Genomic DNA, 22,573 nt, shown 5'->3' with positions numbered 1-22,573 from the left:
CCTAGCATGGCGCCGGTGAGCCGTCCGAGACCGCCGTGGGTCTACCGCACCGTCGTGGCGCTGCTGCGGCCGCTGGTGTCGCTGATCACGCGACCACGGCGCTGGCGCGGGGCGGAGCACCTGCCCGACGGCCCGTTCGTCGTCGTCGCGAACCACCTGTCGGTGTTCGACCCGTTCACGCTCGTGCACTTCCTCGTCGACAACGGCGTCTACCCGCGTGTGCTCGCCAAGGAGTCGCTGTGGCGGTTCCCTGTGGTCGGCTGGGTGGTGCGACAGGTGCGGGCGGTCCCGGTGCACCGCGAGACCGCAGGTGCGGCCGCCGCGCTGGAGGCGGCCGAGCAGGCGCTCGCCGAGGGCGACGCCGTCCTGCTCTACCCGGAGGGCACCACGACGCAGGACCCCGACCTGTGGCCGATGACCGCCAAGACCGGCGCCGCCCGGCTCGCGCTGCGCACCGGCGCGACGGTGGTGCCGGTCGCGCAGTGGGGCGCCCACCGCGTCATCCCGCCGATCGGCACCGGCTTCCGCCCGTTCCCGCCGACACCCTCCGACGTCGTCGCCGGCCCGCCGGTCGACCTCGGCGACCTGCTCGACCGCGCCGACGACCCCGCCGCCTGGCAGGAGGCGACCGACCGCATCATGCGCCGCATCACCGAGCAGCTCGCGCAGATCCGGGGCGAGCAGCCGCCCGCGACGCCCTTCGTCCGGCGGCCGCACCGGGGCTGAGCCCGAGCCTCAGCCCAGGGTGTAGCGGAACCGCCCGGCGAGACCGTGCGGCACCCGCAGCACGTGGCAACGACGGGACCCGTCGGCGAAGAGCACGCGCGGTGTGGGCTCCACCGTCGCCTCGACGGCGTCGTCCCACGTGATCGTCAGGGTCACGCCGCGACGGTGCACGGAGATGCCCGACGCCACCGCTGTCGCCGTCGTGCCGCGTCCGGCCGTGGTGCCGTCCGACCAGGAGACGACGTCGTCGTCGAGCAGCACGAGCGGGACCTGCTCGACGCCGTCCATCGTCGTGGCGACCTCCCGGTCGAGACCGTCGTCGCGCAGCAGCACCGAGGTCGTGACGTTGCCGCCGCCGGTGGTCCACCGCAGCCCGAGGTCGCCGCGTACCCCGCCGACGTCCTCCGGCTCGACGACGGAGCCGTCGTCGGCGGGGCCGTCGTAGTAGGTCACCGCGAGGTCCGCCGCACCGTCGGTGCCGCCGTTGGGGAGCACGGTCGCCCAGCACCACTCGTTCGAGCTCTGCGCGCCGTGCACGAACGTCCCGACCTCCGGGTGCCACAGGAGCCCCAGACCTGCCCGCACCACCTGGTTCGGACGCGTGCCGAGGAACGCCGGCAGGTAGTACCCAGGACGTCGCACGAACAGGTAGTGCTGGCCCTGCGGGTCGGTCCGCAGCTCCGTGAACCGGGAGCGGCGCACCGCTGGGAGCCGTCGTAGCGCCGCGTCGCGCTGTCGTCGTGCCGGGTACCGCTCGCCGTACGGGATGTTCGCGGGTATCCGCGGGTTGGTGTCGCCGGGTGCCAGCGGCGGCACGGGTGCCGGGTCCGACGCCCAGGCGGACCGCTGTGCTGCACGGTCCTCGGCCGCCGGGTAGAAGACGGCGAGGTCCGGCACCTGGCGCGAGAACACCGAGCCCAGGTCACGCTGCTGGCGGTCCAGCGTGACGGCGTCGAGGACGTCCATCGGCGTCCGAGCAGCGCCGGAGGCGAAGCAGATCAGCCCGGCGCCGTCGGGCTCGGGCGCCACCGTGTACCGCAGCCACTCGGCGAGCCGCCGCACGGTCGGGAGCATCACCGGTCGACCGAGCTCGACGTGCAGCTCGTGCAGCTCGGTGAGGGTGACGTTGAGGTTGTACGCGATGTCCATGCCGCGGGGCTCGTAGAGGAACCCGGCCGGGCTCTGGGCGTGCGCGACGAAGTACTGCACCCGGTCCTCGAGGAGCGCCTGCAGACCCGGGTCCGGGTCGAGCGCGAGCGCCTTGGCCGCGCCGGCCAGCCCGGCCGCCGGCTGGTTGGCGAACTCGAGCACGTCTCCGGTCCAGACGCCCTCGTTGGCGGGGTCGAGGAACCACGTGGCCGCCCGACGGAGCGCGGCCGAGATCTCCGGACGGCGCTCAGGCAGCAGGTCGGCGTCTCGCAGCCGTGCGAGGGTCTTCGACAGGTAGCCGAGCGCGAAGGCGGTGGCGGCGCGGGAGTGCTCGTCGGGCGCGTACTCGGGCCACGAGCCGTCGTCGTGCTGGAGCCGCACGTAGTAGTCGATCGCCGCGTCCAGCCGCGCCGCGAGCGCGTCGTCGCCGCGATAGGGGTTCCATGTTCGCTCGGCCGTGAGGAACCACGCGTAGGTCGCGACGTGCTCGCTGATGCGGGCGTTGAAGGGTTCGCTCGGGGTGCGCCACCAGCCGCCCACCTGGTAGCCGCGGAGCTCGGTGTCGGAGTCGTCGATGTCGTTCGCCATCGCCGCGAGCGTCACGAGGTAGGCCGCGAACCGCTGCTCGTGCGGCTCGAACGCGGTGCGGTCGGGCGGGTGGGGGAGCGCGGCGACGCGTGGCAACGGTCCGGTCGCCGCCGGGCCGCGCCCGGGCCGCAGCGGCGCCGCCAGGGCGGGTGGTCGGCCGACGAGCGCGCCAGCCGCCGCGCTCAGGCCGCCGATCAGCAGGGTGCGTCGAGTCGTGCGCGGTGACATGGGGTCCTCCCTCGGGTTGCGGCTCAGCCCTTGATGCCGCTGGCGAAGCCCTTGATGACGTACTTCTGGAGCAGGAAGTAGACGAGCAGGATCGGGGCGATCGCGATGCCCATGCCAGCGAAGATGATCTGCCACTGGCTGGCGAACTCGCCGCGGAAGGCGAAGATCGCGACGGGCAGCGTCTGCTGCGCGCTGCCGCCGACGTAGAGCAGCGGGGTCAGGAAGTCGTTCCAGATGTTGATCGACGATAGGATCACCACGGTGCCGGTGATCGGCCGCAGCAGCGGCAGCACGATCCGCCGGAACGTCGTCAGCGGGCCCGCGCCGTCGACCCGAGCCGCCTCCTCGTACTCGCGGGGGAGCGCGCGCAGGAAGCCCGTGTAGAGGAACACGACCAGCGGCAGCTGGTGCCCGACCTCGAAGATGATCAGCGAGGTGTAGGTCTGCAGCAGGTTCGCGTCGCGCATCAGCTGGTAGAGCGGCACCATCCCGAGCTGCAGAGGGATCATGAGCCCGAGCAGGAACAGCAGGTAGAGAGCGAGCGAGAGCCGCTGAGCGCGCCGCGCCAGCAGGTAGGCGGCGGTCGACCCGAGGAGCACGAGCCCCGCGACGCTCAGACCGGTCACCACCGCCGAGCTGGTCAGCGCCTGACCCAGGTCGCCGCGGCTCCACGCGTCGGCGACGTTCTGCAGCGCCGGGTCGGTCGGGAAGGCCAGGGGCGAGGCCGCCAGGTCCGCCGGCGTCTTCAGCGCGACCGCGAGGAACACGTAGAACGGGAACAGGAACACCAGCGCGACGGCGATCATCCCCAGCTCGGCGGCGAGCCGCCGGAGCGGAGAGCCCCGCCGCCGTCGCGGTGCGTCGCGGACGGTGCCACGACCCACGGCGGCCCCGGTCGCGGCGGTCACGCGTCCACCTGGAAGCGCCGCAGGCCGCGCAGCTGCAGCAGCGCGAACGCGAACACGATCATCGTCAGCACCAGGGCGATCGCGGCGGCGTAGCCGTAGCGCCCGGAGACGAACGCCTCCTTGTACATGACGACCGAGAGCGTCTCGGTCGCGTAGCCCGGGCCGCCGCCGGTCATCACGTAGACCTGGTCGAACAGCTTGAGGCTGCCGATGAGGGTCAGCGACATCGCGATCGTGGTGGCCGGGATCAGCAGCGGGACGGTGACGCGGCGCAGCCGCTGCCACCGGTTCGCGCCGTCGATCTCGGCGGCCTCGAGCAGCTCGACCGGGACGCCCTGCAGACCGGCGAGGTAGATCACCATCGTGAGTCCGGCGTTCTGCCACACGATGACGCCGATGACGCTCGCCAGCGCGATCGAGGCGTCGCCCAGCCAGTTCTGCTGGAGCGAGGAGAGCCCGACGGCTGCGAGCGCCCCGTTGAGCGGGCCACCCGGCGTCAGGATGTACTGCCACAGGAACCCAACGATCACCGGCGGCAGCAGTGCGGGCGCGAAGAACAGCGTGCGCAGCAGGTGCCGCGAGCGAAGGCTGGAGTGCAGCGCGAGGGCCAGTGCGAGCCCGACGACGGTCTGCACCACCGTCGTCGAGGCCGCGATGACCAGCGTGTTGCGCAGGGCGGCGCGGGCGGCGGGCGCGCCGAGCAGCTCGACGAAGTTGTCGAGCCCGACGACGCTGGGCGCGACGCGCCGCCCCGCCCAGTCGGTGAACGCGTAGTAGCCGCCGGCCACGGTGGGGTAGAGCACCACCGCTCCGTAGGCCAGCAGCGCCGGCACCACGAAGAGGTAGGGCACGCGCATCCCGCGGCCGGGGCCACGGCTGCGCGCGGCCCGGGATCGGCCGACCTGCGGCCGAGCCGGGTCAAGGGTCACGGCGTGCCCTTGGCGTACTCGGCGTCCATCTGGCCGAGGAGCTCCTCGGTCGTGATCGACCCGTCGAGCCACTCCTGGCCCGACTGCAGCATCGTCTGCTGCACGTCGCCGTTGGGCCACAGGTAGTTCGCGTAGCCGGTCGTGCGGCCCTCGTCGAGCAGCGGCATGATCGGGTCGAGGACGGTCGACTCCAGCGTCACCTCCACCCCGAGGCCGGGCAGGACACCCATCGCGTTGGCGTAGGCCTCGACGTTCTCTGGCTGGGCGAGGTGGTCCAGCAGCTGCCGTGCACCGTCGGGGTTGCTCGCGGCGGCGTTGACGGCGAGGAAGTCGGGTGCGAGGGGTACGTGCGTCGCACCGGCGTCGTCCGAGGCAGGCACGGCGAACACGCCGAACCCCTCCTCGCCCGCGTCGGAGTAGCCGTACAGCTGCGGCAGGCCGGCCGAGACCATGAGCACCATCGCGGCGTCACCGGTCGCGACGGCCTGCAGGCCCTGGTCGGGCGGGATGCCGAGCATGCCGTCGGAGAAGTGGCCCGCGTCGTTCAGCTCCGCGATGCGTGCGAACGCGGCGTTCCACTCCGCGCTGTCGACGAAGGTCGTCTCGCCCGCGCGCATCCGCTCGTCGATCTCGGGGTCGACCGGGTAGACCAACGTCGAGGCCATCGCGTACACCCAGAACTGGAAGTAGATGCCGCCCTGGAACGGCGCGGCGATCGGGGTCACGCCCGCGGCGGCGAGCGTCTCGCACGCGGCGAGGAGCTCCGACCACGTCGTCGGCACCTCGACGCCGGCCTGCTCGAAGACCTCACGGTTGTAGGCCATGACGATCGCGTTGCGGCTCACCGGGAACGCCATGACCGAGCCGTCGACGTCCGCCAGCGAGGCCGTGTCCGGCGTCAGGTCGTCGGCCCAGGCGGCGTCGGAGAGGTCGGCGAGCTCGCCCTCCTGGCCGAGCACGCCGACGGCAACCGGGCTCGAGTAGCCCGGCGAGACCCGGATGAGGTCCGCCGCCGTGCCCGAGGTCAGCTGCACCCGCAGCTGCTGGTTGAGCTCGTCGGTGTTGGCCGAGGAGACGTCGAGCGTCAGCCCGGTCTCGGACTCGAATCCCTCCAGCAGCGGTGCCAGCCCGGCGCTCTGCTCGGTGTTGACGTACGCCGAGACGGTGCCGCTCCCCGTGCCGTCACCCTCCTCGCCGTCGTCGGAGTTCACGAAGCCGCTGCACGCGGCGAGCGCGACGGCCGCTGTCGCGGCGATCACGGCGGCGACGCCTCGTCGCCGGAGGTGCGTCCCTGTGGTGGTCATGCCGTTCTCCTTCGCCTCGTCGCGGGATCGGTCGTGTCGGTCTGCTCGGCCCGGGGCGGCACGACGACGTCGCCCGGCACGATCGCGCCGTGGGCGCGCAGCGCCTCGTGGACCTCCGGCACCGGGACGTCGAGCACGTCCCGGCCGGTCGTCGCCCCGAGCGCCGCGACGGCGCCGGCCGCCTGGCCCATCGCCATCGAGGACGCCTGCACGCGGTAGGCGGACGCGGCCTCCTGGTCACCGCTGATCGCTCGCCCGGCGACGATGATGCGGCGTCCGGCGCGCGGCACCATGGCACCGCGGGGGATCGTCGGCAGCGTGCCGTACGGCAGCGGCCGGATGTCGATGCCGTCGCCGTCCGGCCGGTGCACGTCGATCGGGTAGAACGAGTAGCACAGGGCGTCGGGCCAGGCGCGAGCGCTGGCGTAGTCGTCGAGGGTGATCGTCTCGTGGCCCTCGATCGACCAGCTCTCGCGGACCCCGGTCTCCATCGCCGTCCAGGCGAGCCGGATGTTCTCGAGCCCGGGCTGCGAGCGCAGGAACCGCAGCACGCGGCGCAGCAGCGCCCGCCCGGCGAGCTCGGCGGCCGTGCGGTCTGCGCTGGTGCCGCCCTGCACGCCGACGACGTGCGTGGCGTTCTCGCCGTGCGCGCGGAGGAAGGAGCGCACGCTCTTGTGCGCGAGGTCCGCCGGCTGGAGGTCGCCCCGCTCGACGGCGGCCGCGTGGGCGCGCTGCAGCGCATCGGCGTCGAGGGCGTCGAGGTCGTAGCCCTCCAGCCGCATCATGATCGTCCCCGGCTGCCGCCTCGCGTTGGTGCGGCGGGGGAGCCCGGCGAGCGCGACGACGTCGGCCTCGCCCGTGCAGTCGACGAGCGTGTCGGCCGTGACGGCGTGCAGCCCTTCCTTGGTCGCGACCGTCAGGTGCCAGCGGTCGTCGACGCGGCGGACCTCTCCGACCATGCTGTGCAGCAGCAGGTCCGCGCCGGAGCCGATGACGGCCTCGTCGATGAGCGCCGCGAGGATGCCCGGGGCGACCCGGATCTGCAGCCGCCAGTGCGGCTCCTCCCACTGCGTGAAGTCCGGCAGCGTGTCGCCGACCTCGGTGACCGCGCGCGACACGACGTCCCACCCGATGCCCGCGATCACCTGCTGCCCCCAAGCGTGGAAGAGCCCAGGCAGCGCGACGCCGGCCACGGTCGTCGTGCCGCCGAGGGCGCCGTTCTTCTCCAGCAGCAGGGTGCGGGCGCCGAGCCGCGCGGCCTGGGTGGCCGCCGGCCACCCGGCCGGCCCGCCGCCCACGACGACGACGTCGTAGGAGTCCCTCACGGTGCCCCCGTCCCGGTGCCGCCGAGCAGTCGGGACACCTGGGCCGCAGCGGCGACGACCTCCGCGCGCAGCCAGGACGCGTGGTCGACCGTGTGGCGGACCGCTGGGTAGCCCAGGCAGACCGCGGCGGCCGTGCGTCCGGACTGGTCGCGCACGGGTGCCGCGACGCCGCAGACGCCGACGGCCTCCTCCTCGAGGTTGGTCGCGTACCCCGCTGCCTCGACGGCGTCCATGCGGGTCATCAGGTCGTCGGGGTCCGGCGCGTCGTCGTCGCGCCAGGCGGCCGTGCGCAGCATCGCGAGGCGGTCGGACCGTGACATCCCGGCGAAGAGCACCTTGCCCGCGGCGGTCTTGTACAGCGGCGACGCGGAGGCGTCGAGGTGCCCCGCCGAGGTGGGGTCCACGCGCAGCAGCTGCGGGCTCACCAGCACCGCGAGGTCGACCCGTCGGGTGCCCTGCAGCACCGCGAGGTGCACGGTCTCGCTCGTGCGCTCCCAGAGGTCTCGGAGCACCGGCGCGGCGACCGAGGAGAGATCGGCGTGCATGACGAAGCGCCGGTTGATCTCGAAGAAGCGCGACCCGAGCAGGTAGCGGCCGCCGCTGCCGTGCTGGGCCACCAGGCCGTGCGCGACCAGGGAGGACAGGATCGTCCGGGCCGTCGACGGCGCGAGTCCCGTGAGCTCGGCGAGGTCACCGAGCGAGATCCCGTGCGGTCCGCCCTCGGCCACGCCGTCCAGCAGCGCGATCGCACGATCGATCGCCTGGATCGCGGTGCGGGGGGAAGGCGCGCGCTCGGGTGCGCCTGTGCCGGTCTCTGCCATCGATGCCTCGTCGCGATCGGGATGAATTCGACAATGTCGAATCGTCTTCGAGAACATCGAGCCTAGGGCAGGGTCGCCGGCACGTCAACGGGTCGGGTTCTCCCAGCAGAGGGGTGCCGGAGCTCGTGCGTCGCCGGCCGGAGACGGCGCCGGCGGGACGGCCGTGCCAGTACGCGCGTCCGGTCGGTCGGCCGGACGCGGTGCGAGGGTGTCGAGGTAGCCCGGTGCCCGGGCTCAGTCCTCCGGGTCCTGCACGTCGACGACGAGGCGGGTGGGGTCGGTCAGCGTGAACACGCGGAACGGCTGCTCGCCGTCGTCGATGCCGAGCACCACGACCGTCTCGCCCTCGAAGGTGCCGTCGACGAAGACCTCCTCGACGACCTCGGTGTCGGGGTCGATCTCGCGTGGACCGTCGTAGTAGCCCGTCATGTCGTCGGGCATCGTGTGCAGCGCGGTCACCGCCAGCAGCGCGTCGCCCTCGACCTGGATCGGGTCGCCCTGGCCCTGGGTGCTGGCCTCCTCGACGTAGCCGACGCGCCAGCCCGGCTCGCCCTCGCCCTCGAACTCCAGCACCAGCCGGTCGTAGCCGGGGTGCGCGGCCACCCGGACGTCGACGAGCAGCAGCGCGGCGGCGGTCTGGTCGGAGGTCTGCTCCGCGGTGGAGTCGGGGAACGCCGGACCGTCCACCGCCTCGTCGGACGGCGTCTCCGCGGTGGGCTCCTCGGTGCTCGGCTCCTCCGTCGGCTCCTCGGTGGCGGGCTCCGTGGTCGGTGCCTCGCTCGTCGGCTCCTCCGACGTGGGGTCGTCACCGGCCCCGTCGGCGCAGCCCGCGAGCAGCGCAGCCGCCGCGGCCAGCGAGATCAGGGCGGTCGTGCGTCGCATGACTCCTCCTGGGGTCGGTCCACCCAGGGTAGGTCGCCGGGTGCGCTCAGGCCCGGCGCAACACGACGAGACGGTCGTCGACCAGGTCGTGCGGCATCGCGTCCCAGGTCACCGGCACCGAGGCGACCGGCTCCAGCACCCGGGCCGCCGCCGCGGTGACGTCGTCGACGAGCCGGGTGCGGTGGCCGTCGTGCTCGATGTCGGCCACCGACAGCGCCAGGTGGCCTCCCGGGCGCAGCAGCGCGCGGACCTGGGCGACGACGAGCGCGAGCTCGCGCAGGTAGGTGCGGTAGTCGCCGTCGTCGGTCTCGTAGGCCGTCAGCGGGTTCGCAGGGTGGTCGTTCGCGGTCATGTACGGCGGCGAGGTGAGCACCAGCGCGACCGTGCCGGGGGCGGCGAGGGGCTCGCCGTCGGCGGTCGTCAGCGAGCCCAGGCCGCGCGCGTCGCCCTCGACGACGACGGCGTCAGGCACCCGGTCGCGGATCGCCGCGACCCGCTCGGGCAGCAGCTCGACGCCGACCGCGCGTCGCCCGAGGCGGGACGCGACCGCCAGCGTGGTGCCGTAGCCGGCGAACGGGTCCAGCACCACCTCGCCGGGCTCGGTGAGCGCCTCGATCGCGGTGCGCGCGAGACCCTCGGTGAAGTGGACGTCCTCGTCGGCGTCCGGGTGCCGCTCGCGCGCCAGCTCGGCGAGCGTCGCCTCGATGCGGTCCGGCAGCGTCACGCCGTCGCCCGGGCCGCGGCCTCGAGCGCGGCGAGCAGGTCCGCCGCCAGGTCCTCGACGTCCTCGATGCCGACCGACAGGCGCAGCAGGTCCTCGGGGACGGTCGCCGGCTCGGCGGGCAGCCGGCGACGGCGCTCGATCAGCGACTCGACGCCGCCGAGGCTGGTGCCGGGGACCCACAGCCGCACGTTCGCCGCGACGGCCGCGGCTGCCGCCGGCCCGCCGTGCGGACGCAGCGTGAGGATCGACCCGAACCCGCTCATCTGGTCACGTGCGCGCTCGTGCTGCGGGTGGCTGGGCAGTCCCGGGTGGCGCACCTCGAGCACGTGCTCGTGGCCCTCCAGCCGGCGTGCGAGCTCGAGCGCGCTGGCCTGCGAGCGCTGCACCCGCAGCGCGAGGGTGCGCAGCCCGCGCAGCGCGAGCCAGGACTCCCACGGGCCCGGGATGCCGCCGTGCACATCGCGCTGGGTCTTGATCGTCGTCCAGAGCCGCTCGTCGTCGGCCACGACGGCGCCGAGCACGACGTCAGAGTGCCCGGCGAGGTACTTGGTGACCGAGTGCACGACGACGTCCGCGCCCAGCGCCAGCGGTCGCTGCGCCAGCGGCGTGGCGAAGGTGTTGTCGGCGACGACCAGTCCGCCGCGCTCGTGCGCGGCCGCCACCAGCGCGGGGATGTCCGCGATCTCGAGCATGGGGTTGGTGGGGGACTCCAGCCACAGCACCGGGGTCTGCCCGGCGTCGGCGAGCGCTGCCAGCACCGCGTCGGTGTCGGCGATGTCCACCTCGACGAGCCGCAGCCCGCGCTGCTCGGCGTGCGCCCGGGCGGCGACGAGGGTCACGTTGTAGGAGTGGCGCGGCAGCACGAGCGTGCCGCCCTGCGGCACGACGGCGAGCGTCGCGCTGATCGCGGCCATGCCCGAGGCGAACGCCAGGGCGCGCCGGTGGGACCCCTCGAGCGCGCCGATCGCGTCCTCCAGCGGCCGCCACGTCTCGGTGTCGTAGCGCGCGTACAGGAGGTCGTCCGGGCCGGGGGTGTCGACCCCGACGTAGGTCGACGACAGCACGACGGGCGGGTTGACCGGTGCACCGGGCACGCGCGGCGGACGCCCCGCGGCGACGACGAGGGAGTCCGGCCTGAGGTGCGTCGCGTCGGTCACGCAGACGAGGGTACGACCGCGGTACGCCTGCCACGGCCACCGGAGCGGGTCGGCGGCGGACCTGAGACGGCGCGGTGCCCGGGGCCCTGACGGGCCTCGGTCCCGCGCGGCACGATGGCGGGATGGCGATGCCGAGCGACAGCCACGTGCACAGCGAGTGGTCCTGGGACACCGGCGGCCCGCGGTCGGCGGCCGCGGGCACGATGGCGCGCACCTGCGCCCGTGCCGTCGAGATCGGCCTGCCCGCGCTCGCCGTCACCGACCACCTCGACGTCGAGGGGCTGGCTCGCGGGCTCGGAGGACGCGCGACGGTTCCCCGCGCTCGTGCACGACGGGCGGCTGCGGCCACCGCCGCTCGAGATCGACGGCTATCTCGCCGCCGTCGACCGGTGCCGGGCGGCGTACCCGCAGCTGCGGGTCCTCACCGGTGTCGAGCTCGGGCAGCCGCACCTCGTCGGCGACGTCGCCGGCACCGTCGACCTCCGCACCCTCGACCGCGTGGTCGGGTCGCTGCACACGCTCCCGGTCGGCGAGGAGCGCGCCGAGCCGCGGGGGCTGTACGAGGACCACGACCCCGCCGACGTCGTCCACGCCTATCTCGAGGAGATGGTCGTGATGGCGGGCAGCGGCACGCGCTTCGACGTCGTCGCCCACCTCGACTACGCGGTGCGCAGCTGGCCCACGGCGCGTGCCGGGGCGTTCGACGTGACACGGTTCGAGGACGGCTTCCGGCAGGCGATGCGCGCGATCGCGCGCAGCGGTCGCGCGCTGGAGATGAGCGCCGCGCTCCTGCAGCCGTGGATGCCGCGCTGGTGGGCCGAGGAGGGTGGCCGCGCGGTGTCGTTCGCGAGCGACGCCCACGTGCCCGACGCCCTCGGCGTGCGCTCCGGCGAGGCGGTCGCCATGGTCGAGGCCGCCGGTTTCCGTCCCGGCGCCCGTCCCGAGGACCTCTGGCGGCGCTAGCCGGCGCACGTCCCGGGAGGAACCGGTCGCCGCGGGTACCCTGACCGACGATGACCAGGACCAGGGTTGCCGTCGTGTTCGGCGGGAAGAGCTCCGAGCACGCCATCAGCTGCGCGACCGCCGCGGGCGTGCTGGCCGCGATCGACCGCGACCGTTACGACGTGGTGCCGGTCGGGGTCACGCAGGAGGGGCGCTGGGTGGTCGCCGCCGACGACCCCGACCGCTGGTCGATCACGCCCGGCCGGCTGCCCGAGGTGACCGCCGCCGACGGCCAGGAGGTCGTGCTGCCGATGGGCGCCGCGGGTGCGCTCGCCGTCACCGACCCCGCGCAGCCGCCCACCGAGCTGGGCGACGTCGACGTCGTGCTGCCGCTGCTGCACGGGCCGTTCGGCGAGGACGGCACGATCCAGGGCCTGCTCGAGCTCGCCGGCGTCACCTACGTCGGCTCGGGCGTGCTCGCCTCGGCGGTGGGCATGGACAAGCACTTCATGAAGGTCGTGCTCGCAGAGGCCGGCATCCCCGTCGGGCCGTACGTGCCGATCACCCCGCGCCGCTGGCGCACCGACCGCGACGGCGCGATCGCGGCCGTCGCCGAGCTCGGCCTGCCGGTCTTCGTCAAGCCGGCACGGGCCGGGTCGTCGATCGGGATCGTCCGCGTGGACGACCTCGCGGACCTGCCGGCCGCAGTCGAGGAGGCGCAGCGCCACGACCCCAAGGTGCTCGTCGAGGCCGGCATCGCCGGCCGGGAGATCGAGTGCGCCGTGCTCGCAGGTCGCGGCGACGAGCCGCCCCGCACCAGCGGCCTCGGCGAGATCGTCGTCGGCAGCGAGCACCCGTTCTACGACTACGAGGCCAAGTACTTCGACGCCGAGCACCTCGACATCCGGATCCCCGCCGACGTGCCGCCGGAGGTCGCGCGTCGCATGCGGCACCTGGCAGCGGCGACGTTCGAGGCGCTCGGGTGCGAGGGCCTCGGCCGCGTCGACTTCTTCTACACGACCGACGGCGACGTCGTCGTCAACGAGATCAACACGATGCCCGGCTTCACGCCGTACTCGATGTACCCGATGCTCTGGCAGGCCGAGGGGCTCAGCTACACCGACCTCCTCACCGAGCTGATCGAGCTCGCGCGCGAGCGTCCCGTGGGGCTGCGCTAGAGGCACTCCCCGTCCTGCGGGAGCGGTGCGACGGCGCCGGCCAGCTCGGCGAGCACCGCGTCGCCCGGGTAGCGGGCCGGCACCACGACCTCGACGGCCGGGGTGCGCCCGTAGCTGGTGAAGACCCGCAGCCCGTTGCTCGTGTCGGGGTTCGCCACCCAGTCGACGGGGTTCTCGCCGGAGGTGTCCGGGATCGTCACGCAGGGGTCGGTGGTCGGGCCGGGCGGCGTCACCCCGCAGCGCAGCACGATCGGCTCCTCGCCGCCCCAGGCGCGCGAGGACTGGCTCGTCGTCGACCGGCGCGGCTCGTCGACCAGCTCCTCGGGCAGCCGCTGCAGCAGCTCCGCGCACACCGGGTCGCTCGCGCTCGGCGCCGGCTCCACGCCGACCGGCCGCGCGCAGGAGGCGAGCCCCAGCGCCAGGGCACCGACGATCGTCGCGGCCAGCGGCCGCACCCATGCCTCGGACACGACGTCGAGGCTAGCGCCGCGCCCGCAGGGTCAGCGGCAGCACCCACAGCGCGAGCACGGCGACCAGGGTGAGCACGGCGGCGACGACGCCGGCGCCGCGGCCGACGACGAAGTCGAAGATGAGGTGGCTGACGCCGACGGCGAGGACCGCCACGAGGATCGCGGTCGCCGTCAGGTAGCGGTTGCCGAGCCGCACCACCCGCTCCTTCTCGAGCTTGCGGAACAGCGCGCGGTGCAGCACGACCGGGGCCAGGCCGACCGCGGTCGCGAGCGCGGCGAGCGCCACGAGCGACAGGTAGACGACCAGCTCGTAGCGGTCGAGCTCGCCGAAGCGCTGCTGGAAGGCGACGGCCAGCAGGAAGCCGCTGACGAGCTGCGTGCCCGTCAGCGCCACCCGCAGCTCCTGCAGGATCTCGGCCCAGTTCCGGTCGAGTCGCTGGTTCTCGGTCTCGGGCCGGCCGCGGTACAGCCCGTCGTCGTCGGAGCTCAGGACGACTCCAGCATCTCGATCAGCTCCGCCTTCGTCCTGCGCGAGTAGCCGGTGAGCCCGCGTGCCCTGGCCCGCTGCCGGAGCTCCGCGACCGTCAGTGCCGCGAGGTCCTCCGACGAGCTCTGCGGGGTCGACGGCGACCCGTGCCGAGGCTCGCGCTCCTCCTCGCGGTGCTCCGCGACCTTCTCGGCCGCGGGAGCGGCCCCCGGCGGGGTGGTCGGGTGCCCCGGGTAGATCGAACCACCCGAGGAGCCCCCGCGCAGGGCGACCTCGAGCGCCGCGCGCAGGTCGGGCAGCCGGAACCGGTAGCCGGACCTGAGCAGCGCGGCGGGCTCGACGTCCTGGCTGAGCAGCAGCAGCTCGTCGGCGGCCGGGCCGAGCGGCACCCGCAGCAGCGGGCCCGGCAGCACGAGCCGGTGCGGCCGGTGCATCACCTCGGCCAGGGCCCGCGTGACGTCCTCGCTGGTGGCGTGCGCCGGTGCGACCAGGTTGACCGGGCCCGACACCGAGGAGGCGACGACGTGCAGGATCCCTCCCGCGACGTCGTCGAGCGCGACCCACGGCCACACCTGCGTGCCCTGGCCGACCCGCGCCCCGAGGCCGAACCGCGTCGCCAGCACCAGCGGCGCGAGGGCTCCGCCGTCGCCGAGCACCAGCCCGGTGCGCACCGTGGCGACGCGCGTGATGTCCTGCGCCTCCTGCGCCTCGGCCTCCCAGCGACGGCAGACGTAGGCAAGGAAACCGCGCCCGGGGCCGCTGTGCTCGTCGAGCCGCTCGCCCGGTCGGTCGCCGTAGAAGCCCACGCCCGACGCGTTGACGAGCACCGCGGGCGGCTCGACCGCGCGGTGGATCGCCTCGACGAGCGTCCGGGTCGCCGTCACGCGGCTGAGCACGAGCTCGCGCCGGTACGAGCGCGTCCACGGCAGCCGCCCGATCGAGGCCCCGGAGAGGTTGACGACGGCGTCCGCCCAGGCGATCGCGGCGTCCGGCACCTGGCCGTCGGCGGGTGCCCACCGCCACTGCCGCGGCCCCTCGGGCTCGCCGCGCACGAGCAGGCCGGTCTCGTGCCCGGCGCGCTCCGCCGCCTCCCGCAGCGCCGTGCCGATCATCCCCGTACCACCGCTGACCAGGATCCGCACCGGCCCCCCTCGCCTTCTTCGTCTCGGGTCCGCGTCGCCTACAGTGTGGCAGTTCGTGTGCACGGCAAACCCGAAAGAGTCGTGGTGGACGCTCTCCTCCAGATCCATGGCCTCCGCACGTCGCGAGGCCCCCGGCAAGTGCTCAAGGGCCTCGACCTGACCCTCGGCAGCGGTGAGGTGCTCGGGCTGCTCGGCCGCAACGGCGCGGGCAAGTCGACGCTCGTCGACGTCGTGACCGGTCGGCTGCGCCCGGACGCCGGGGTCATGGTGCTCGGCGAGCACGACTACCGGCCGCAGTCCCCGGAGGCGGCGCGCGCCGCGGGCGTCAGCGTCATCGAGCAGGAGTTCGAGCCGCCGGTCGACCTGACGGTCGAGCAGGCCGTGCTGCGTCGCCTCGACGGCGAGCGCGGCGAGGAGGAGCGCCGCGCACTCGTGCGGGAGGCGCTCGAGGCGGTCGGCGTCGAGCTCGACCTCGGCACGCTCGTCGGGTCGCTGGACCCGGCGGAGCAGGCGCTGGTCGAGGTCGCCCGCGTCGTCGCCGAGCAGCCTCGCCTCGTCGTCGTCGACGAGGCGAGCGTCTCGCTCGACGACCGCGAGATCGCCCACGTCCACGCAGGTGTGCGGGTGCTGCGCGAGCGCGGTTGCGGCGTCGTCTACATCGCGCACCGGCTCGACGAGCTGCACGCGATCGCCGACCGGGTGGCGGTGGTGCGCGACGGCGTCGCCGCCGACTCGATCCCCACGCGCGGCAGCACCCCGGCCGACCTCGCGTTCGCGCTGCTGCGGCACGAGGTGGAGGAGCGCCCGCCGCGGCCCGCGCGCGAGCGCGGTGAGGCGACGCTGCGGGTGCGCGGGCTACGCACCGAGAACGTCGTGGACCTCGACCTCGACATCGACGCCGGCGAGGTCGTGGGGCTGGTCGGGACGCGCGCCTCGGGCGCCACCGAGGTGGCGCAGGCGATCGCGGGGGAGCGGACCAGCGAGGTCGACCTCTTCGCCGTCCGTCACGAGCGGTTCGACTCGCCCACGCAGGCGCGCGAGCGGGTCGCGGCGCTCGGCGGGCGGTTCGAGTACGACACCCAGACGATCGCGGAGACCCTCGGCCAGGCCTCGACGGCCCAGACGGCGGCCGGGCGGCTGCGGGACGCGGCGTCGCTCGTGCGGCACCTGAGCATCGCGACCGAAGACGTGCACGGACCGGTCGCGACGCTGTCCGGCGGCGACCGGCAGAAGGTGACGGTCGCGTCGGCCAGCCGCGTCGAGCAGCCGGTCATCGTGCTCAGCCAGCCGACGCGCAGCGTCGACGTCGGCGCCCGCCGACGCGTGCACGAGATCGTGGACACCTTCGTCGACGGCGGCAAGGCGGTGCTGCTCGTCACCAACGACCTCACCGAGCTGCTCGAGCTGTCGCACCGTGTGGTCGTGGTCCACGACGGCCGGGCCGTCGCCGACCTGGTGGCGGCACGGACCGACCCCGACGAGGTCATGAGCTACGTCGAGACCGGTGCCGCGCCCGCGCCCGCACCCGTGCGGCGTCGCCGGCGACGGGCCGCGGTCGGGTCGTGAGCGAGCGGGTCGGCGATCTCGACGAGACCGAGCTGATCGCACGCTTCGCACCGTTGCTGCCGGTCGGCGCCGCGACCGTGCTCGGCCCCGGCGACGACGCCGCGGTGGTGGCCGCACCGGACGCGCGCGTGGTCGTGACGACCGACGTGCTCGTCGAGGACCGGCACTTCCGGCACGTCTGGGGGACCGCCGTCGACCTCGGTCACCGCGCGGCCGCGCAGAACCTCGCCGACGTCGCCGCGATGGGCGCGAGGCCGACCGGGCTGGTGGTGGCGCTCGTGCTGCCGCCCGCGACCGAGGTGTCCTGGGTGCTCGGCCTCGCCGAGGGCCTGGCCGCCGCGTGCGGGCCCGACGTCGGCGTGGTCGGGGGCGACCTGTCCTCCGGTGACCGGGTGGTGGTGGCCGTGACGGCGTTCGGCAGCCTCGACGGTGCCGACCCGGTGCGCCGCGACGGCGCCCGCCCCGGCGACGTCCTCGCGCACGCGGGTCGCATCGGGTGGGCCGCGGCGGGGTACGCGGCGCTCGAGGCCGGACGCGCGGAGGACGCGGGCCTCGCCGCCGTGGTGCAGGGCTTCCTGCGGCCCGAGCCGCCGCTCGCCGACGGCCCCGGGGCGGCGACCGGGGGTGCGACGTCGCTCATCGACGTCTCCGACGGCCTGCTGCGCGACGCCGGTCGCGTCGCGCGCGCGTCGGGCGTCGGCGTGGACCTGGAGGGCGGCGTGCTGGTCGACCCGGTGCTGCGCCGGGCCGCCGACACGCTCGGCCTCGACCCGCTCGCGCTCGCCCTCACCGGCGGCGAGGACCACGGTCTGCTCGCGACGTTCCCGCCCGGCGCGCCGCTGCCGGGCGGCTTCCGGGCCGTCGGCCGCGTCCTCGACGCCCCTGGCGTCACCGTCGATGGCGCCCCACCGCCCGTCTCCGGCGTGGGCTGGGACCACTTCCGCCCCTGACCTCGGGCAGCGCTGAGCGGCGAGAACCCGTCGCTCGTCGTCCGTCCCGGCGGGGCAACCGGTTGCGGCGGCGTCGGGCGCCCGGTTTCCGCCACGGAGCGGCGCGGTCCGGCCTAGCCTGAGGCATGCGTATCGCCGAAGTGATCCGACGCAAGGGTGCGGACGTGGTCACGGTGGCTCCGGAGGCCACCGTGGCCGAGCTGGTCGCACTGCTGGCCGAGCACAAGATCGGAGCCCTCGTCGTCTCCGCCGACGGCGGCAGGACGGTCGAGGGCATCGCCTCCGAGCGGGACGTCGTGCGGCGCCTCCACACCGACGGTGCGGACGTGCTGCAGCGCACGGTCCGGGAGATCATGACCGCCGAGGTCGAGACCTGCGTGCCGGAGGACGAGCTGGAGTCGCTCGCCCGCCGCATGACCGACCTGCGGGTGCGGCACCTGCCGGTCGTCGTCGACGGGCGGCTGCACGCGATCGTCTCGATCGGGGACGTCGTCAAGAACCGCCTGGACGAGCTGCAGGACGAGCGCGACCAGCTCGTCACCTACGTCCAGGGCTGAGACTCAGCGCATCAGCACGTAGCGGACCTCGGGCACCGCGAGACCACCGACGCCGAAGCTCGCGGCGGCGCCGTCGGGCCGGAAGCCGTGCCGCTCGTAGAACCCGCGCGCGGGCGTGTTGCCCTCGAGCACCCACAGCGCGACCGGGCGCGGCGCGAGCGCCGCCAGCGCCGCCGTCATGAGCGCCGACCCGGCGCCCGCGCGGTGCCGCCTCGGGTCGACGTACATCGCGTACACCTCGGCCCACCCGGGGCCGTCGGGGGAGGCGACGTCGTCGTCGGGCCGGTAGTCGCCGAACCAGCAGTAGCCGGCCACCTCGCCGTCGTCGTCCACGGCGACCAGGCCCTCGGTCGAGGAGCCGGTGCGCAGCCGCTCGCGCAGCCGGGCGGCGCGCGGCCCGGGCTCCAGGCCGGCGAGCACCTCGGCCGGCATCAGGTCGGCGTAGGCGTGCCGCCAGGCGCGGATGTTGATCGCCACGATCGCGTCGACGTCGTCGACGGTCGGGGACCTGAGGGACCAGCGCACGATCGCCTCCGGATGTGCGACGAGCCGCCCACCTGCACGGTGAGCGGCTCGATGCGGGTGCTTCGGCTGTGTCAGAGAGCCCGCTGGACCTTGCCGGCCTTGAGGCAGCTGGTGCAGACGTTGAGCTTCTTCTTGGTGCCGCCGACCATCGCGCGGACGGTCTGGATGTTGGGGTTCCAACGCCGCTTCGTGCGGCGGTGGGAGTGCGAGATGCTGTGGCCGAAGCTCGGCGACTTGGCGCACACGTCACACGTAGAGGCCACGGGTGTCTCCTCGGTCGTTCGCGCCGCGGGCGCGGCGGGATCTGGCTGGAAGTCGGGTCGCCGGGCAGCAGCAAGAGGTGCAACCGCATCGGGCAACCACAGCAGTCTACACGCCGCACGGACCCGCTCGGTCACCCGGATGCCTGCGCACCCGTGATCTGCGCTACCAGCACACTGCGCCCCGACCCGTTCGCCGGGCGTCGCGCGCGTCCACCGGGACCGCCGGGCAGGCGATGTGGGGTCACGCGGATAGCATCGCAGCCGTGGCACGGGTGAGCGGGCAGGCGGCCGAGGCTGCCGGTGCACGCACGCCGCTGGGGCGCCGGTTCGGCAAGAAGGCCGGCGTCGCCATGCTCAAGCTCGGTCTGGAGACCGAGGAGGACCTGCTGCGGCACTACCCGCGCCGCTACGTCGAGCGCGGCGCGTTCACACCGCTGGACGCCGGCCGGCCGGGGGAGAGCGCCACCTACGTCGCCGAGGTCGTGCAGCTGAGCAAGCGGTTCTCGCGCGACCGCAAGATGCAGATCATCTCGGTGACGATCTCCGACGGCCGCGCGAGCCTCGACCTCACCTTCTTCGCGCGGCAGAGCTACCTCGCGCAGCACATCGAGCGCCAGCTCGCGGTCGGCACCGTCGCGATGTTCGCCGGCACCCTCAAGCAGGGCTACCAGGGTCGGCTCGAGCTCACCCACCCCGAGTACGAGCCCCTGGAGAGCTGGGACGACGAGGAGACGGCGATCCGCGAGGCGGCCAAGCCGGTGCCGATCTACCCCGCCGGGGCGGGCATCCAGAGCTGGCAGCTGCGCACCTCGATCCGCACGCTGCTGGACCCGCTGACCGAGGACGACGTCGTCGACCCGGTCCCCGCCGACGTCGTCCGGCGCCGCGGCCTGCTCACCGAGCTCGAGGCGCTGCGTGCCATCCACGCGCCCGACGACGCCGCGGCCTGGAAGCGGGCGCGGCAGCGGCTGCGCTACGACGAGGCGTTCGTGCTGCAGGCGGCCCTCGCGCGCCGTCGTGCGGACGTCGCGGCCACCGACGCGCGGCCGCGGCCCGCGCGCAGCGGTGGTCTCGTCGACGCCTTCGACGCCCAGCTCCCGTTCACGCTCACCGACGGCCAGCGCGCCGTCGCCGAGGAGATCTCCGCCGACCTCGCGGCCGGCAGCCCGATGCAACGGCTGCTGCAGGGCGAGGTCGGCTCCGGCAAGACCGTCGTCGCGCTCCGCGCGATGCTGCAGGTCGTCGACGCCGGTGGGCAGGCCGCCCTGCTCGCGCCCACCGAGGTGCTCGCGCAGCAGCACGCCCGCACGATCACGCGGCTGCTCGGCCCGCTGGGGGAGGCGGGCATGCTCGGGGGCGCGGCCGAGGGGACCCGGGTCACGCTGCTCACCGGCTCGCTGCCGGCGGCCGCACGCAAGAAGGCGCTGCTCGAGGCGGCGTCGGGCGAGGCGGGCATCGTCATCGGCACCCACGCGCTGCTCGGCGAGCAGGTGAGCTTCGCCGACCTCGGTCTCGTCGTCGTCGACGAGCAGCACCGATTCGGCGTCGAGCAGCGCGACGCGCTGCGCGCCAAGGGTGCGGTCATGCCCCACCAGCTGTTCATGACGGCGACCCCGATCCCGCGGTCGGTCGCGATGACGTTCTTCGGCGACGTCGAGGTCTCGACGCTGCGCGAGGTCCCCGCCGGCCGCTCGCCGATCGCCACCCACGTCGTGCCGGCCGGCAACCCGCGCTGGATGGAGCGGGTCTGGGCCAAGATCGCCGAGGAGGTCGACGGCGGCGGGCGGGCCTACGTCGTCGCCCCCCGGATCTCCTCCTCCCAGGAGGAGGAGGGCGCCGACGTCTACGACTTGTTCGCCGAGCCCGGTGAGCGCAAGCGGCCGCCCGGCACCCCCGAGATGGTCGACGGCGGCCCCGACGGCACCGCGAACGTCGAGGACGTCGCCGCCTGGCTGCGGCGGCACTCCGGGCTCCCCGAGGGTGCGATCGGGGTCATGCACGGCCGGCTGAGCACCGAGGAGAAGGACGCCGCGATGGCGGCGTTCGCCTCGGGCGAGGTGCCTGTGCTCGTCACGACGACGGTCATCGAGGTCGGCGTCGACGTCCCGGAGGCGACGGTCATGGTCGTCCTCGACGCCGACCGGTTCGGGCTGTCGCAGCTGCACCAGCTGCGTGGGCGGGTCGGCCGCGGCAGCAAGCCCGGCACCTGCCTCGTCGTCACGTGGGCCGAGCCCGGCTCGGGCTCGCACGAGCGGCTCAGCGTGCTCGCCGACACCCTCGACGGCTTCGCGCTCGCCGAGGCCGACCTGGAGCAGCGGCGCGAGGGCGACATCCTCGGCGCCGCGCAGTCGGGGCGGTCCAGCTCGCTGCGGCTGCTGCGCGTCATCGCCGACGCCGACCTCATCGCGCAGGCTCGCGAGGACGCCCGCGCCGTCGTCGCCGAGGACCCCACCCTCGAGCAGCACCCCGAGCTGCTCGGCGCCATCACCCAGCTCGTCGACCCCGACCACGAGGAGTTCCTCGACCGTGCCTGACCGCAAGCGCACCGCCCGCAAGCGGCCGACGCTCGTCCGCGCCACCGACGTCCTCGTCGGCTACGGCAGCACGGTCGAGTCCGCCGTCTGCCCACCGATCTCCGTGCAGGTCGCACCGGGCCAGGCGCTCGCCGTCGTCGGGGCCAACGGCACCGGCAAGTCGACGTTCCTGCGCGCGGTCGCCGGGCTGCTGGAGCCGCTCGCCGGCTCGATCGAGGTGCTCGGTGCCCCGGTCGACGAGCGCGCCCGGCGGTTCCGCGCGGAGGTGGCGACCGTCCTCGACGAGGACTCCTACCTGCCCGCGCTGACGCTGCGGGAGCACCTGCTGCTGACGGCGCGCGGCCACGGCGCCACCGCGGTCAGCGACCTCGTCACCGAGGTCGTCGAGGAGTTCGGACTCGCGGCGCGCCAGCACGCGCTGCCGACCGCGCTGTCGTCCGGGCAGCGCCGCCGGCTGCTGCTGGCCTCGGCGTTCGTGCGTCCCCGCACGCTGCTCGTGCTCGACGAGCCCGAGCAGCGCCTCGACGCGGGCATGCGGGACCGGCTGGCGCAGCGCCTCGTCGCGGAGCGGGCAGGCGGGGGCGGCGTCGTGCTCGCGACGCACGACCCGGTCCTCGTGCGCACCGTCGCGACGTCCGCGCTCGTCATCGCCGAGGACGCGGTGCGCGTGGTCGGCCCCGAGCAGGCGGCATCGGCGATCGAGGCGCTGTGAGCACCCTCGAGGTCGACGAGAGCGCCTGGCCGAGCGGTCGCGAGCTGCGCCGGCTGACGAAGCTGGCGACCGAGGCCCACGGCGGCGGGTCGTTCGGCGACCTCCTCGAGGAGGTCTACACGGTCGTGTTCAGCGTCGCGGTCGCGGTCGCGGTGGCGTTCGGGGCGACCGCGACCCTCAACACCAAGCTGCGGCCGAGCACGGCCGCGACGACGCTGGACCCGGCGTGGCTCGCGCTCGCCGCCGGTGTGGTCGCGCTCGGGGTCGGGATCGGCCTCGCGGGCAGGCTCGGACCGCTCGGGGTCGGGGGCGGGCAGGCCGCCTGGTGGCTGCCGACGCCGGCGGACCGACGCGGTCTGCTGCGGCCGCGGCTGCTGCTGCTCGTGGTCGTGTCGGTCGCCGTCGGGGCAGGCCTCGGTGCGCTGGTCGCCACGCTCGGCGGCGGCAGCGCCGCGGCGCCCGCGGCCGCGGCGGGCGCCGCGCTGGGCCCGGTGGCCGTCCTCGCC

The 22,573-nt window shown here is 74.5% G+C and carries 23 protein-coding genes; 9 read left to right on the top strand and 14 right to left on the bottom strand.

The window, feature by feature from the left end:
- The first annotated feature begins 15 nt into the window (after nucleotides 1-15).
- Nucleotides 16-726: a lysophospholipid acyltransferase family protein gene (locus GPA02_RS03400; RefSeq protein ID WP_240133860.1), complete on the top strand. Its 711-nt coding sequence runs from the start codon at nucleotides 16-18 to the stop codon at nucleotides 724-726.
- Nucleotides 727-735: 9 nt separating this feature from the next.
- Here GPA02_RS03400 and GPA02_RS03395 read toward each other — a convergent pair whose 3' ends face one another.
- From GPA02_RS03395 to GPA02_RS03355, 9 genes are all read right to left on the bottom strand, one after another.
- Nucleotides 736-2,691, bottom strand: a complete 1,956-nt coding sequence (locus GPA02_RS03395) for a hypothetical protein (protein ID WP_156198455.1) — start codon at nucleotides 2,689-2,691, stop codon at nucleotides 736-738.
- A gap of 23 nt (nucleotides 2,692-2,714) precedes the next feature.
- Complete coding sequence (locus GPA02_RS03390) at nucleotides 2,715-3,599, bottom strand: carbohydrate ABC transporter permease (protein ID WP_240133859.1); 885 nt, start codon at nucleotides 3,597-3,599, stop codon at nucleotides 2,715-2,717.
- The gene (locus tag GPA02_RS03385) at nucleotides 3,596-4,450 is read right to left on the bottom strand and encodes a carbohydrate ABC transporter permease (RefSeq protein WP_460361394.1); all 855 of its coding nucleotides are present in this window, start codon (nucleotides 4,448-4,450) and stop codon (nucleotides 3,596-3,598) included. The genes GPA02_RS03390 and GPA02_RS03385 overlap by 4 nt, the downstream gene beginning before the upstream one ends.
- Before the next feature lie 74 nt (nucleotides 4,451-4,524).
- A complete protein-coding gene (locus GPA02_RS03380; RefSeq protein ID WP_156198454.1) occupies nucleotides 4,525-5,832 on the bottom strand; it encodes an ABC transporter substrate-binding protein in 1,308 nt (435 codons plus the stop codon).
- Nucleotides 5,829-7,157 (bottom strand): FAD-dependent oxidoreductase, encoded by a 1,329-nt coding sequence (locus GPA02_RS03375; protein ID WP_156198453.1) that lies wholly within the window; start codon nucleotides 7,155-7,157, stop codon nucleotides 5,829-5,831. The genes GPA02_RS03380 and GPA02_RS03375 overlap by 4 nt, the downstream gene beginning before the upstream one ends.
- Nucleotides 7,154-7,978, bottom strand: coding sequence for an IclR family transcriptional regulator (locus GPA02_RS03370; protein WP_162457691.1), 825 nt, complete (start codon nucleotides 7,976-7,978; stop codon nucleotides 7,154-7,156). Before GPA02_RS03370 ends, GPA02_RS03375 begins: the two co-directional genes overlap by 4 nt.
- A 234-nt stretch (nucleotides 7,979-8,212) precedes the next feature.
- Nucleotides 8,213-8,860 carry an AMIN-like domain-containing (lipo)protein gene (locus tag GPA02_RS03365; RefSeq protein ID WP_156198451.1) on the bottom strand — a complete coding sequence of 216 codons (648 nt, stop codon included), beginning with the start codon at nucleotides 8,858-8,860 and terminating at the stop codon, nucleotides 8,213-8,215.
- Between the two features lie 46 nt (nucleotides 8,861-8,906).
- The gene (locus GPA02_RS18985; protein WP_193567831.1) at nucleotides 8,907-9,584 is read right to left on the bottom strand and encodes a DNA methyltransferase; all 678 of its coding nucleotides are present in this window, start codon (nucleotides 9,582-9,584) and stop codon (nucleotides 8,907-8,909) included.
- Nucleotides 9,581-10,741 (bottom strand): trans-sulfuration enzyme family protein, encoded by a 1,161-nt coding sequence (locus GPA02_RS03355; RefSeq protein WP_156198450.1) that lies wholly within the window; start codon nucleotides 10,739-10,741, stop codon nucleotides 9,581-9,583. Before GPA02_RS03355 ends, GPA02_RS18985 begins: the two co-directional genes overlap by 4 nt.
- Before the next feature lie 222 nt (nucleotides 10,742-10,963).
- On the opposite strand from GPA02_RS03355, the gene GPA02_RS03350 reads away from it, so the two are divergent.
- Nucleotides 10,964-11,704 carry a PHP domain-containing protein gene (locus GPA02_RS03350; RefSeq protein ID WP_240133858.1) on the top strand — a complete coding sequence of 247 codons (741 nt, stop codon included), beginning with the start codon at nucleotides 10,964-10,966 and terminating at the stop codon, nucleotides 11,702-11,704.
- Nucleotides 11,705-11,754: 50 nt separating this feature from the next.
- The gene (locus GPA02_RS03345) at nucleotides 11,755-12,861 is read left to right on the top strand and encodes a D-alanine--D-alanine ligase family protein (RefSeq protein WP_156198449.1); all 1,107 of its coding nucleotides are present in this window, start codon (nucleotides 11,755-11,757) and stop codon (nucleotides 12,859-12,861) included.
- Here the strand turns inward: GPA02_RS03345 and GPA02_RS03340 are convergent.
- From GPA02_RS03340 to GPA02_RS03330, 3 genes are read right to left on the bottom strand one after another with little or no spacing between them, the layout of a single operon-like run.
- Entirely contained in the window at nucleotides 12,858-13,331 is a 474-nt protein-coding gene (locus GPA02_RS03340) for a DUF3515 domain-containing protein (RefSeq protein WP_240133857.1), read from the bottom strand. The two genes, GPA02_RS03345 and GPA02_RS03340, sit on opposite strands and share 4 nt — an antisense overlap.
- Nucleotides 13,332-13,341: 10 nt before the next feature.
- Complete coding sequence (locus GPA02_RS03335) at nucleotides 13,342-13,800, bottom strand: DUF6328 family protein (protein WP_275689713.1); 459 nt, start codon at nucleotides 13,798-13,800, stop codon at nucleotides 13,342-13,344.
- A gap of 17 nt (nucleotides 13,801-13,817) precedes the next feature.
- Nucleotides 13,818-15,068 (bottom strand): TIGR01777 family oxidoreductase, encoded by a 1,251-nt coding sequence (locus GPA02_RS03330; protein ID WP_156198448.1) that lies wholly within the window; start codon nucleotides 15,066-15,068, stop codon nucleotides 13,818-13,820.
- Between GPA02_RS03330 and GPA02_RS03325 the strand changes: the two genes are divergently transcribed.
- From GPA02_RS03325 to GPA02_RS03315, 3 genes are all read left to right on the top strand, one after another.
- On the top strand, nucleotides 15,045-16,526 hold the full coding sequence (locus GPA02_RS03325; RefSeq protein ID WP_162457690.1) for an ATP-binding cassette domain-containing protein: 1,482 nt from the start codon (nucleotides 15,045-15,047) through the stop codon (nucleotides 16,524-16,526). The genes GPA02_RS03330 and GPA02_RS03325 overlap by 24 nt on opposite strands.
- Nucleotides 16,523-17,476, top strand: a complete 954-nt coding sequence (locus tag GPA02_RS03320) for a thiamine-phosphate kinase (RefSeq protein ID WP_156198446.1) — start codon at nucleotides 16,523-16,525, stop codon at nucleotides 17,474-17,476. The genes GPA02_RS03325 and GPA02_RS03320 overlap by 4 nt, the downstream gene beginning before the upstream one ends.
- A 125-nt stretch (nucleotides 17,477-17,601) precedes the next feature.
- A complete protein-coding gene (locus tag GPA02_RS03315) occupies nucleotides 17,602-18,033 on the top strand; it encodes a CBS domain-containing protein (protein ID WP_156198445.1) in 432 nt (143 codons plus the stop codon).
- Between the two features lie 3 nt (nucleotides 18,034-18,036).
- Here the strand turns inward: GPA02_RS03315 and GPA02_RS03310 are convergent, their stop codons facing one another.
- Together GPA02_RS03310 and rpmB are read right to left on the bottom strand one after the other, a co-directional pair.
- Entirely contained in the window at nucleotides 18,037-18,558 is a 522-nt protein-coding gene (locus GPA02_RS03310; protein ID WP_156198444.1) for a GNAT family N-acetyltransferase, read from the bottom strand.
- A 71-nt stretch (nucleotides 18,559-18,629) separates the two neighbouring features.
- Nucleotides 18,630-18,821, bottom strand: a complete 192-nt coding sequence (rpmB, locus tag GPA02_RS03305; protein ID WP_156198443.1) for a 50S ribosomal protein L28 — start codon at nucleotides 18,819-18,821, stop codon at nucleotides 18,630-18,632.
- Nucleotides 18,822-19,054: 233 nt separating this feature from the next.
- Between rpmB and GPA02_RS03300 the strand changes: the two genes are divergently transcribed.
- From GPA02_RS03300 to GPA02_RS03290, 3 genes are all read left to right on the top strand, one after another.
- Nucleotides 19,055-21,355, top strand: a complete 2,301-nt coding sequence (locus tag GPA02_RS03300; RefSeq protein WP_156198442.1) for an ATP-dependent DNA helicase RecG — start codon at nucleotides 19,055-19,057, stop codon at nucleotides 21,353-21,355.
- Nucleotides 21,348-22,067, top strand: a complete 720-nt coding sequence (locus GPA02_RS03295) for an ABC transporter ATP-binding protein (RefSeq protein WP_156198441.1) — start codon at nucleotides 21,348-21,350, stop codon at nucleotides 22,065-22,067. Before GPA02_RS03300 ends, GPA02_RS03295 begins: the two co-directional genes overlap by 8 nt.
- Nucleotides 22,064-22,573, top strand: a 510-nt coding sequence (locus tag GPA02_RS03290) for a DUF6297 family protein (protein WP_240133854.1), incomplete at its 3' end; no start/stop codon positions are given. The genes GPA02_RS03295 and GPA02_RS03290, both read left to right, overlap by 4 nt.

Origin of the sequence: Actinotalea caeni, assembly GCF_009733795.1 — a bacterium.
Taxonomy (GTDB): domain Bacteria; phylum Actinomycetota; class Actinomycetes; order Actinomycetales; family Beutenbergiaceae; genus Pseudactinotalea; species Pseudactinotalea caeni.
The sequence above is the reverse complement of the archived record's forward strand: the minus strand, read 5'-3'. Positions and strand labels throughout refer to the sequence as shown.

Bases quoted from the DNA above. Each gene is read 5' to 3' on its own strand.
- GPA02_RS03395 (WP_156198455.1), bottom strand. From the start codon at position 2,691: ATGTCACCGCGCACGACTCGACGCACCCTGCTGATCGGCGGCCTGAGC.
- GPA02_RS03380 (WP_156198454.1), bottom strand. From the start codon at position 5,832: ATGACCACCACAGGGACGCACCTCCGGCGACGAGGCGTCGCCGCCGTG.
- GPA02_RS03370 (WP_162457691.1), bottom strand. From the start codon at position 7,978: ATGGCAGAGACCGGCACAGGCGCACCCGAGCGCGCGCCTTCCCCCCGC.
- GPA02_RS03365 (WP_156198451.1), bottom strand. From the start codon at position 8,860: ATGCGACGCACGACCGCCCTGATCTCGCTGGCCGCGGCGGCTGCGCTG.
- GPA02_RS03345 (WP_156198449.1), top strand. From the start codon at position 11,755: ATGACCAGGACCAGGGTTGCCGTCGTGTTCGGCGGGAAGAGCTCCGAG.
- GPA02_RS03330 (WP_156198448.1), bottom strand. From the start codon at position 15,068: ATGGATCTGGAGGAGAGCGTCCACCACGACTCTTTCGGGTTTGCCGTG.
- GPA02_RS03315 (WP_156198445.1), top strand. From the start codon at position 17,602: ATGCGTATCGCCGAAGTGATCCGACGCAAGGGTGCGGACGTGGTCACG.
- GPA02_RS03300 (WP_156198442.1), top strand. From the start codon at position 19,055: ATGTGGGGTCACGCGGATAGCATCGCAGCCGTGGCACGGGTGAGCGGG.